The 10,094-nt window shown below is 71.2% G+C and carries 14 protein-coding genes; 10 read left to right on the top strand and 4 right to left on the bottom strand.

Annotated features, from left to right (window positions below):
• Positions 1–151 precede the first annotated feature (151 nt).
• The gene (locus AB0C33_RS37065) at positions 152–829 is read left to right on the top strand and encodes a GNAT family N-acetyltransferase (RefSeq protein WP_358296286.1); all 678 of its coding nucleotides are present in this window, start codon (positions 152–154) and stop codon (positions 827–829) included.
• A gap of 304 nt (positions 830–1,133) precedes the next feature.
• Complete coding sequence (locus tag AB0C33_RS37060) at positions 1,134–1,352, top strand: cold shock domain-containing protein (RefSeq protein WP_358296283.1); 219 nt, start codon at positions 1,134–1,136, stop codon at positions 1,350–1,352.
• Between the two features lie 241 nt (positions 1,353–1,593).
• Here the strand turns inward: AB0C33_RS37060 and AB0C33_RS37055 are convergent, their stop codons facing one another.
• Both AB0C33_RS37055 and AB0C33_RS37050 read right to left on the bottom strand, forming a co-directional pair.
• The gene (locus tag AB0C33_RS37055; protein ID WP_358296280.1) at positions 1,594–1,950 is read right to left on the bottom strand and encodes a DUF4440 domain-containing protein; all 357 of its coding nucleotides are present in this window, start codon (positions 1,948–1,950) and stop codon (positions 1,594–1,596) included.
• The gene (locus AB0C33_RS37050; protein WP_358296276.1) at positions 1,947–2,792 is read right to left on the bottom strand and encodes an NmrA family NAD(P)-binding protein; all 846 of its coding nucleotides are present in this window, start codon (positions 2,790–2,792) and stop codon (positions 1,947–1,949) included. Before AB0C33_RS37050 ends, AB0C33_RS37055 begins: the two co-directional genes overlap by 4 nt.
• Positions 2,793–2,863: 71 nt before the next feature.
• On the opposite strand from AB0C33_RS37050, the gene AB0C33_RS37045 reads away from it, so the two are divergent.
• The gene (locus AB0C33_RS37045; protein WP_358296273.1) at positions 2,864–3,814 is read left to right on the top strand and encodes an AraC family transcriptional regulator; all 951 of its coding nucleotides are present in this window, start codon (positions 2,864–2,866) and stop codon (positions 3,812–3,814) included.
• Positions 3,815–4,057: 243 nt separating this feature from the next.
• The gene (locus tag AB0C33_RS37040) at positions 4,058–4,516 is read left to right on the top strand and encodes a hypothetical protein (protein ID WP_358296270.1); all 459 of its coding nucleotides are present in this window, start codon (positions 4,058–4,060) and stop codon (positions 4,514–4,516) included.
• 115 nt (positions 4,517–4,631) lie between these two features.
• Here the strand turns inward: AB0C33_RS37040 and AB0C33_RS37035 are convergent, their stop codons facing one another.
• Together AB0C33_RS37035 and AB0C33_RS37030 are read right to left on the bottom strand one after the other, a co-directional pair.
• Positions 4,632–4,805 carry a TetR-like C-terminal domain-containing protein gene (locus tag AB0C33_RS37035; RefSeq protein ID WP_358296267.1) on the bottom strand — a complete coding sequence of 58 codons (174 nt, stop codon included), beginning with the start codon at positions 4,803–4,805 and terminating at the stop codon, positions 4,632–4,634.
• Complete coding sequence (locus AB0C33_RS37030) at positions 4,805–5,488, bottom strand: hypothetical protein (protein WP_358296265.1); 684 nt, start codon at positions 5,486–5,488, stop codon at positions 4,805–4,807. The genes AB0C33_RS37035 and AB0C33_RS37030 overlap by 1 nt, the downstream gene beginning before the upstream one ends.
• A gap of 453 nt (positions 5,489–5,941) precedes the next feature.
• Between AB0C33_RS37030 and AB0C33_RS37025 the strand changes: the two genes are divergently transcribed.
• The 6 genes from AB0C33_RS37025 (at position 5,942) to AB0C33_RS37000 (ending at position 10,087) form a co-directional block, all read left to right on the top strand.
• Positions 5,942–6,277, top strand: a complete 336-nt coding sequence (locus AB0C33_RS37025) for a metalloregulator ArsR/SmtB family transcription factor (RefSeq protein ID WP_358296263.1) — start codon at positions 5,942–5,944, stop codon at positions 6,275–6,277.
• Between the two features lie 8 nt (positions 6,278–6,285).
• Positions 6,286–7,392 (top strand): GNAT family N-acetyltransferase, encoded by a 1,107-nt coding sequence (locus AB0C33_RS37020; protein ID WP_358296260.1) that lies wholly within the window; start codon positions 6,286–6,288, stop codon positions 7,390–7,392.
• Positions 7,393–7,554: 162 nt separating this feature from the next.
• A complete protein-coding gene (locus AB0C33_RS37015; protein WP_229824702.1) occupies positions 7,555–7,896 on the top strand; it encodes a metalloregulator ArsR/SmtB family transcription factor in 342 nt (113 codons plus the stop codon).
• A gap of 11 nt (positions 7,897–7,907) precedes the next feature.
• Entirely contained in the window at positions 7,908–8,984 is a 1,077-nt protein-coding gene (arsB, locus tag AB0C33_RS37010) for an ACR3 family arsenite efflux transporter (RefSeq protein WP_358296257.1), read from the top strand.
• The gene (locus AB0C33_RS37005) at positions 8,977–9,381 is read left to right on the top strand and encodes an arsenate reductase ArsC (RefSeq protein WP_358296254.1); all 405 of its coding nucleotides are present in this window, start codon (positions 8,977–8,979) and stop codon (positions 9,379–9,381) included. The genes arsB and AB0C33_RS37005 overlap by 8 nt, the downstream gene beginning before the upstream one ends.
• A gap of 370 nt (positions 9,382–9,751) precedes the next feature.
• Positions 9,752–10,087 (top strand): sulfocyanin-like copper-binding protein, encoded by a 336-nt coding sequence (locus tag AB0C33_RS37000; RefSeq protein WP_358296251.1) that lies wholly within the window; start codon positions 9,752–9,754, stop codon positions 10,085–10,087.
• The last annotated feature ends 7 nt before the right edge of the window (positions 10,088–10,094 follow it).

The following is a 10,094-nucleotide window of genomic DNA, read 5'->3' as shown; positions in this document are numbered from 1 at the left end:
CGTGATGGGTTCGCGGCCCCACATCCGCGCCACGACGGGTGGCAGCTCTGCCATCGAACATCCTCTCGCGCGGCCGGAATCTGTGTACGTCATATAGCCTCATAATCGTGTATGACGTACAGAGTAGATCGTACACCATGAGGGAGGCGTCATGGAGATCCGTACGTTCAAACCGAGCGACCGCGCCGAGCTGTTCGAGCGCGTGGGCGAGGGCGCTCCCACGGCATCTCTGTGGGGGCACACGGACTCGGAGGCGGCCGTCTACCTGGACCCCTACATGGAGCTGGAGCCGGACTCGCTCTTCGTCACCGTCGCCGGGGGCGCCCTGGTGGGCTACCTGACGGGATGCCTCGACAGTGCGCGGTTCCCCGGCGAGGGCGAGCGCATGGAGCAGGCGATGCGGACCTACCGGCTGGTCTTCCGGCCCAGGCCCGCGGCCTTCTTCGCGCGCAGCCTGGCCGATCTGGCGTGGGCCGCGATCCGCGGGCAGCCCGGCGCCGGCGAGTTCGCCGACGCCAGGTGGCCCGCGCACCTGCACATCAACGTGGCGCCCGAGGCGCGAGGGACAGGCGCCGCCGACGGGCTGATGAGCCGATGGCTCGACCGGCTCAGGAAGGCCGGATCTCCCGGCTGCCACCTGCAGACCCTGGTCGAGAACAGCCGGGCGGTGCGGTTCTTCGAGCGCATGGGCTTCGCCGAGCACGGCCCGGCGCCACTGGTTCCCGGCCTCCGCCACGACGGCCGGCGGGTCCACCAACGGACGATGGTCTGGAGCGCCGGCCGCGCCGCCGAGGAGGCCGGAACGCGGACGTCCGCCAAGCGCCGATGATCCCGGGCCGCACCGCCGCCCAGCCGCGGCCACGACAGGGCGCGACCGACTGGAACCACGTCGTTGCGGCCGGACGTTCGCGCTCTCGGCGAAAGGTACGGGTTCGAGGTCCCTGCCACACATCGCCGCCCCGCGCCTCGGCTCTGAATCGCGCGGCGCGCCGATGGCGTGGATGGTCAGCAGGTTGGTGGCGGCGTCGAGCGTGGTGCGTGGGTGCCCGGCTGATGGCCAAGCAGGGATCCGACCTCCTGAGCCGCTTCTAAATCCAGTGGCCGTCCCCGAGGGGGACAGCGAGAATACGATCATGACTAGAGGCACGGTGAAGTTCTTCCTGCCCGAGAAGGGGTGGGGAGCGATCTCCTCCCCCGACCTTCCGGCAGATCGTGATGCGTTTGTGCACTTCAGCGATATCTCGGCGAGCGGGTATCGCGTTCTGGAGGCAGGTGACGAGGTCGAATTCGACTGCGTCGAACGGTCACAGGACAGCTTCGATTACGTGGCCGAGAACGTCCGCGTGCTGTAGCGGAGGACAAGAGGAGACGGCCGGCGCCGGCGGCGGCCGTACCTTCATGACGACGGCGGCGTAGGCACCATTGGGCAGCAGCCGTGACCATCGACCTCGGCCCGAGCAACGTGGTGCTCCCCTTGGCGAACTGGCCTCGGACCGCCGGGACCCCCGCCCGGGCAGCCGCCCGCCCGGCCCCCGGATCCCGCTGTGACGGCCAGTGCTGCGGTGACGCGCGTGAGCTGCTCCTCCGGGGACGTCACGGAAGCCAGGTCTCGTGCAGGTGCAGCCACGTGGCGGCCTGGAGGACCACGGTGGACTGCCGGGTGCGATCCGGCTGGACCTCCTGGTAGGTGGCCGCCACGAGCGCGCCGTCGGAGGCGACGATCCGTACGTCGCGGATCTCGATGGTCAGCTCTGGCGCCCTGCCGTGGAGTGCCTCGACCTCGGCGAGGACCTGGTCGCGGGTGAGCGTCCGGCCGTCGGGGGTGACGAGCGTGAAGCCGGGGGCGTGGGCGTCGGCGAAGCAGGCGAACTCCTCCCGCGCGGCGGCGCCGGTCAGCCAGCGTGCGATGACCTCGTGGTGACGGACGATCTCCGCCTCGACGCCGTTCACCGGTTCGCCCAGGGCTGGGCGGCGATCCAGGTGCGTAGGGGCGTCAGCCGGAGGCCCAGCAGATCGGCCACCGCGGGGTCGGCCGCGAACAGGTCGCGGTCGGCGGCGGCCCAGCGGTAGGTGGCAGCCACCGCGGCGGCCGTCGGCGCGCCCAGCGCCATCGTCAGGCCCGACTCGAACTCGGCCGGATCCTGAGCGGCGTAACGGGCGCCGAAGGCGGCCGCCAGCTCGTCGCCGGTCACCACGTCGGGCCCGCCGAGCCTCAGCACGGCTCCCTCCAGATCGTCACGCACGAGCGCGGCGTGCGTGGCGGCGGCCAGGTCGTCGTGCGAAAGCCAGGGCACCGGCAGGTCGGCGGGCAGCGGGTAGCGCAGCACGCCCTCGGCCGCCAGCGGGCCCGTCACCCACGGCGCGGCCAGGTTGTCCAGGTAGACCGGCGGGCACAGCACCACGACGGGCAGCCCGGCCGACCGCAGCGTCCGCACCGCCCACCGGCGCGTCTCGAAGGCCGCCACCTGCGTGGCGGCCTCGGGCAGCCGGTTGGCGGTGTTGAACACCAGCCGCCGCACCCCGGCCGCCAGCGCGGCGTCGCGCACATGATGGACGTGGGCGGCCACCGTGTCCGGCTCGTAGACCATGGGCAGCGTCACCGAGGCGTGCGTCACCCCGGCGAAGGCCGCCTTCACCGCCTCGGCGTCGCCGAGGTCGCCGGCGACCGGCTCCACTCCGTGCGGCACTCGGCCGCTCCTGGTCAGGCCGCGTACCGTGTGCCCCTCGGCGACGAGCCGCCGCGCGACCGCGCCGCCCTGGGCGCCTGCCGCGCCGATCACAAGAAAGGTCATGCCGGACAGCCTCCACCGAGTCGGCGATACGCTCTATAAAGCGAACTATCAGTTTGTTTAAGGATCGTCCGGTGGATGGTGACCTGCTGAGCGCTCTGCTGGCCCCGCTGCGGCTGGAGGGCGTCTTCCACAGCCGCTGGCAGGCCGGGTCCCCCTGGGGCGTCGCGGGTGAGGCCGAGGACTGCGCGCTGCTGCACTACGTGCACGAGGGCACGTGTGCCGTCGAGTTGCCCGGCGCCGAGCCCGTCCTGCTGCGCGCCGGGGACCTGGCCGTCTTCCCGCACGGCAGCGCCCACCGGCTGGGCGACCGGCCGGGGCGTCCCGCCGTGCCGCTCGCGGCTGTGCTGCCCGAGCGGCCGCAGGGCGGCGTGCGCACCGTCGAGCTGGGCGGGCCCGGCGAGCGGACCGTCCTGCTCTGCGGCGGGCTCCACTACGACCGGGCCGCCGGCTCGCCGATCTACCGGGCGCTGCCGCCCGTCCTGGTGCTCGACCGGGCCACGGTGGAAGGTCACGGGCTGCTCGGCGGCACCCTCGGACGGCTGGCCGGCGAATGGGACCTGGCCGAGCCCGGCGCGACGCTGGTCGCGCTGCGCGCCTTCGAGCTGGTCTTCGTGCTGGCGCTGCGGGCGGCGGTGGGCGAGATGGCCGAGGGCTCGCCGGTCCTGCGGGCGTTGCGTCACCCGGCGATCGGGACTGCGCTGCACGCCGTACAGACGAGGTTCGCCGAGCCCTGGACGGTCGAGTCGCTGGCCGCCCAGGCCGGGATGTCGCGCTCGGCGTTCGCGGCGACCTTCCGCGAGCTGGTCGGCGAGGCGCCGATCCGGCACCTGACCGCCCGCCGCATGCAGGAGGCCGCACGCCTGCTGAGCGAGACCACGCTCCCCCACAGCCGGATCGGCGAACGCGTCGGCTACCACTCGACGGTCGGCTTCCACCTGGCCTTCCGCCAGCAGTACGGAACCACCCCCGGCGACTACCGCCGCCGCTGGACGCAGGACGCCGCACCGGGACAGCAGAGGTGACGCGGAACCCGCCCGGGCCCCCGCCCCGGTGACGACGATCTTCCGGGGAGTGCCGGGGTCGTCGGTCACCGTGACGTTCGTCTTCCCGGATTTCGTGGTGGTCCCGACGTCGTACGGCTCCGCCGGAAGCGTCAGCTTGACGTGCCCCGAGCCGGACGTCACACCGCCCGGGCGTGCGCGGCACCACCCATGCCCTCGGAGGAAAAGGCTCGGTAACGGCGGTGCGGCCTCGTCTCGCCCGTGATGCTCAGGTCCTACGAGGGCATCGAGCCCTTCAACCGAGCACAACTACTGGCGGAGCAGCGGGCCGAGGCGCATCCGGACGACCTTGCTCCGCCGTACATCGCCCATGGCGGACCGTACCGGCTCGTCGCCCCCTACGTCACGGCGCGAGGACGCGCGCTGGCCGCTGCGGTGCTCTCGGGGGCGTACTGGTCCGAGGGGAGACAGGTCAGGTACGACATCGTGCCGGAGGTGCGCCGGGTGGCGAACAGTCAAGCGGCGCTGAGCAGCGTGTTCCACGCGGATGAGCTCCAGGACGAGCCCGCCGCCCCTGCGGGGTGGATCGACGAGGAGGCCAACCGGGTCGTCGTCGAGACGAACAGCTTCGACCAGGATCTGCGCCACAGACTCGCAGAGCGATACAAGGGGATCGTCGTGGTGAAGTGGGATCCGTTCGGGCAGCGGGCGGTGCTTCACTAGGAAATGCCGGCTCTTGCCCGAACTCGACGTGACGCAGCGTTGGGACCGGCTGTCGCCCGACGCCGAGTCGCGGCCTCCCGCCGCGCCAGTTTCGCCGGGCAGACCTGACACGGCACTACTTGGTGTCTGGTCGCAGGCCCTTCTCGATGAGGTCGATCAGGTCGTGCACGGCTGGATCGGCGAGTTCGTCGGGGAGTCCGCGCAGGGGGCCGTCGATGAGCAGGACCGCCAGGCCGTGGACGCACGACCAGACCAGGAACTCGGCTCCTGGACGGCGTTCGGGGGACATCAGGCGATCTCCGTACGCTGGTCCTCAACCGGTACGCGGTCGGGCAGCGCCACCTCACCGCTGGACAACGGAAGCGTGCTGACCCGCTGCGCCGTGGCAGCCATCCGCTGCAGCGGCCGCAGGGACAGCCGCACCCACAGCGCGCCCGCCGTCCCCGCCGCGGCCATCACCACGGCGAACACCACCGACTCAGCCAACATCAGCCGGTGCACCGTGGCCTCGACTCCCTCCATCGGGAGCCCGTCGATGAGCACGTCGCCGTCCTTGCCCCGGGTCGCCATGACCCGGTAGTCGTCCAGCTCGGACAGCTCCACGGCATGGCCGCGCCCGTCCACCGGTACGGCGGCCAAGGCGGCGACGTCCTGGGCGGAGAGACTGGGCTCGGCGTCGTCCGCGCTACGGGACCGGACCACGGCCGCGTTGATCACCTGGCCGTTCACCATGCGCACGCCAAGGGTGCCGATCGACTGACCACGGCTGTCGCTGCGCTCGCGCTCCTCCTCCCGGCGGTGCTCGAGTATGACGGCGAACCGGCCGGCCGCCATGGACAACTGCTGGTCCAGCCGGTCCACCAGGAAGCGCTCCAGCTCGATCGAGGTGCCCACGCCGATCGTGGCGCAGGCCAGCGCGAGCAGGACCAGCACTCCGGCCATCAGCCGGCCGCGGAGGGTATGCGGTCTCATGATGGCTTGAGCACTGGGCCCTTCGGTTCGTCGTGGGCGCCGGCTCCCTACGGGCCGCCACTCTCCGAAGGTCGGCTCCGCCGGCGCCTGCATCCGCGCCGCTGCAGGCGCGCGTCGTGCCGAGCCCACAGGGTCGGCAAGTCCTCGGGCCGGGTGGACGGCTCGCCGACGAGCTGGGTCAGCTGCTCGTCCGCTGGTCCTGCCGTTGATCAGCTTCGTCACGCGCACAGCGCTGGTCCTGCTCCTGGTGGTTGCCGCGTCTCCGGCCTGGCCTGCCACGCGCCCGCCCTCCGCTCGCCCTGCATCCGTTCGTCGCCTCTGCGCTTCGGCGTCGGGGACGCCAAGTCGCGACGGCAGGCGCGGCGAGCGGGTCGCGTCCAGCGAGCCGGTGTTCGCGGCGTGTGCCATGAGAGGCTTCCACGCCCGCCATGAATCGACTATCGTCGATTTTCGATGAACGAGACAGAGGGGCCTCTGCCGCGCGCCGAGGCTGAGGAGTATGCGAGCTGGTTCAAGGCCCTGGCCGACGCCACTCGGATTCAGATCGTGTCGCTGCTTGCGCGGAGGCGCGCGCCGATGAGCGTGGGCGAGATCGTGACCGCCTCCGGGGTGGGCCAGTCCACCGTCTCACACCACCTGAAGATCCTGGCCGAGGTGCGGTTCGTGCTGGTCGAGAGGCAAGGCACGTCCAGCCTGTACCGGATCAACGAAGCCTGCGTGAGCTGTTTCCCCACCGCCGCCGACGTGGTGATGGGCAACCCCGTGCCGGCCGCACCGGTCTGCGACTGAGGAGACCCATGGCGCACGACGAGATCGCCGACCACTACTCCGCCCTGGCCCGCAACGCGCTGAGCGGGCAGCGCATCGCCGAGCTGCACGCCGGCGAGACGGTGCTCGACCTTGGATCCGGTGACGGCATCGACGCGCTGCTGTCAGCCCGCCGGGTCGGCCCGCACGGCACGGTCTTCGGCCTCGACGCCAGCCCCGCCATGGTGGAACTGGCCCAGCGCAACGCCGAACAGGCGGGTGTCGCCAATGCGCAGTTCCTGCACGGGACGATCGAAGCGGTCCCGCTGCCCGGCCACACGGTTGACGTGGTCATCTCCAACTGCGCGATCAACCTGTCCGACGACAAGGCGGCGGTGCTGGCCGAGGCGTACCGGGTGCTGCGACCGGGGGGCCGGTTCGGGGTCAGCGACGTCGTCGCCGTCCAGGTGCTCGACGAGCAGGCGCGACGGCGGGCCGAGCAGCGCATCGGCTGCGCCGCCGGATCGCTCACCGTGCAGGAGTACCGGGACCTGCTCGTCGCGGCCGGCTTCGTCGCCGTCACGATCACGATGACCGCCGACCACGGAGACGGCGTGCGTTCGGCCAGCGTCCAGGCCGTCAAGCCCGCCATCGGGCCCGGCCTGGAGATCCGGCCGATGCGCGAGGGCGACGCCGCCGAGGTGCTGGCCATCTACCAGGCCGGACTGGACACCGGCCAGGCCAGCTTCGAGACCACCGCCCCCAGCTGGGAGGGGTTCACCTCGAGCCGGTTGCCGCATCTGCGTTACGTGGCGACCGACAGCGACTCCGGCGAGGTGCTCGGCTGGGTGGCCGCCTCGGCGGTCTCGTCCCGCCCGGTCTACGCCGGAGTGGTCGAGCACAGCATCTACGTCCACCCCGGCTGCCAGGCTCACGGCATCGGCCGGGCACTGCTGGCGGCGTTCGTCGCCGCCGCCGAAGATGCCGGCGTCTGGACGATCCAGTCCGGCGTCTTCCCCGAGAATGCCGCCAGCCTGGCCCTGCATCAGGGCCTCGGTTTCCGGGTGGTCGGCGCCCGCGAGCGCATCGGCTGTCACCGCGGCCTCTGGCGGGACGTGCTGATGATCGAACGCCGCAGCACCTTGACCGGGGTCTGAGTCGCCGTTCGGAACGGCGGTTCGCGGACTGCCGTTCGGCTGGAGCCGCGTTGCGCCCTTCGCCGTACGAGATCTCCCCCAAGCTCCGCCGGGTCCTCCTGGCTTTGATACATGTCAATATAGAGAGGAATCGATTTCGATAACTGTCTATACGGAGAAGACGTGGAACCTCTGGAGCTCTTGGAGTGCAGCCCGCCGCTGATGCGCGAGCCCCTGGACGCCGAGCAGGCGGCCGGGGTGGCGCGGGTGTTCAAGGCGCTGGGCGACCCCGTGCGGCTGCGCATCCTGTCGATCGTGGCCAGCCGGGCCGGCGGCGAGGTGTGCGTGTGCGACATCACCGGCGCGTTCGAGCTGTCCCAGCCGACCATCAGCCACCACCTGAAGGTGCTCAAAGAGGTCGGGCTGCTGACCTCCGAGCGGCGCGCCTCCTGGGTGTACTACCGGCTGGTGCCCGAGACGCTGGGTGAGCTGTCGGCCCTGCTCGACGTGCCCGCGACCGTCTGAGAAGCGCCGCCATGTCCTCTTCGACCGCGCCCGCGCAGGGCGTCATCGCCGGCCTGTCCACGCTCGACCGGTTCCTGCCAGTCTGGATCATCGCGGCCATGGCCGCCGGACTGCTGCTCGGACGGCTCGTCCCGGGCCTGAACACCGCGCTGGAAGCGGTGAGGATCGGCGACATCTCCCTGCCGATCGCGCTCGGACTGCTGCTGATGATGTACCCGGTGCTGGCCAAGGTCCGCTACGACCGTCTGGGCGCCGTCACCGGTGACCGCCGCCTGCTGTTCTCCTCCTTGGTGCTGAACTGGGTGCTCGGCCCGGCCGTCATGTTCGCGCTGGCCTGGATCTTCCTGCCCGACCTGCCCGAGTACCGCACGGGCCTGATCATCGTCGGGCTCGCCCGCTGCATCGCCATGGTGCTCATCTGGAACGACCTGGCCTGTGGCGACCGTGAGGCCGCCGCCGTGCTGGTGGCGCTCAACTCGGTCTTCCAGGTGGTCGCGTTCGGCGCGCTGGGCTGGTTCTACCTGCAGGTGCTGCCCGGCTGGCTCGGCCTCGCGCAGGCCGCGCTGGAGGTCTCGGCCTGGGACATCGCCCAGTACGTGCTCATCTTCCTCGGCATCCCGCTGGCCGCCGGATATCTGTCCCGCCGGCTCGGCGAACGCGCCCGCGGCCGGGACTGGTACGAAAGCCGTTTCCTGCCACGCGTCGGCCCGCTGGCCCTGTACGGGTTGCTGTTCACCATCGTCATCCTGTTCGCCCTGCAAGGCGGCACGATCACCGCCCAGCCCGGCGACGTCGCGCGCATCGCGGTGCCGCTGCTGGCCTACTTCGCGCTCATGTGGGGCGGGTCGTTCCTGGCCGGCAAGCTGATCGGCCTGGGCTACGAGCGCTCCACCACCCTGGCCTTCACCGCCGCCGGCAACAACTTCGAGCTGGCCATCGCGGTGGCGGTCGGCGTCTTCGGCGTCACCTCCGGCCAGGCTCTGGCCGGAGTGGTCGGCCCGCTCATCGAGGTTCCCGTCCTGGTCGCCCTGGTCTACGTGAGCCTGGCCGGCCGCCGCCTGTTCGCCAAGGAGCCCGTGCATGTCTGACCAGCCCAGCGTCCTGTTCGTCTGCGTGCACAACGCCGGACGCTCCCAGATGGCCGCCGGCTGGCTCACCCGCCTGGCAGGCGACCGCGTCGAGGTCCGCTCGGCCGGTTCCGCCCCGGCCGAGCGGGTCAACCCGGTCGCTATCGAGGCCATGGCCGAGGTCGGCATCGACATCACCGCCGCCCGCCCCAAGGTCCTGTCCGTCGACGCGGTCCAAGCCTCCGACGTGGTCATCACGATGGGCTGCGGCGACGCCTGCCCGATCTTCCCCGGCAAGCGGTACGAGGACTGGAAGCTCGACGACCCCGCCGGACAGGGCATCGACGCCGTCCGAGCCATCCGCGACGACATCCGCCTCCGGGTGGAGAAGTTGCTCGGCGAGTTGCTGCCTGGCTGACTCTCCTGCACTGGACGACGTCGATGGCCGCTTCTCCAGCCGAGTTCCACTTCGATCCGATCCCACCAGATGGATGTGGGCGTGGGCATGCCATGGCTCCGTCGGGGCAGGGGACCTGGGTGAGGTGTCCTCACCCAGAGCCTCAGGACGGCCGGCCTCAAGCGGAGGCGGAGCGACGGAGGTGCGGAGCATGTGGCTGCACACAATCAGTTACGCAGCGATGAGCGCCGTCATGTGCGCAAACCTCGGCTTGGGAGGAGCCGCGTCGGGTGCGGCGACCACGCCACATCAGCAGCCTGCGTGCACTGCGCCACCGCTTCAAGGGCATGTGGTGGATGTGTCCCTCGCGGAGATGGGATCAGGCACGCGGATGAGACTGACGGCCACGCCTTCGAGCGTTCCAGCCGGCAAGGTCTCGCTGCGTGCGTACAACGAGGGGGTTCTCGCCCACGAGGTCGTCGTGCTGCCGCTCCCGGCGGGGCACGCGCCGGGACGGCGGGTGACCGGTTCGGACGGGCGCGTCAGCGAGGCGGGTAGCCTCGGCGAGGCGTCTCGTACGTGCGGGCCGGGCGCCGGGAACGGCATAGCTCCCGGATCCACGAGCTGGACCACGTTGACACTGCGACCGGGCCGATACGAACTGCTGTGCAACTTCCCGGGCCACTACTCGGCCGGCATGTACGCCGAACTCGACGTCACCGGTTAGGCCATGG

Source organism: Nonomuraea sp. NPDC048881, assembly GCF_040649795.1.
Classification (GTDB): domain Bacteria; phylum Actinomycetota; class Actinomycetes; order Streptosporangiales; family Streptosporangiaceae; genus Nonomuraea.
The sequence above is the reverse complement of the archived record's forward strand: the minus strand, read 5'-3'. Positions and strand labels throughout refer to the sequence as shown.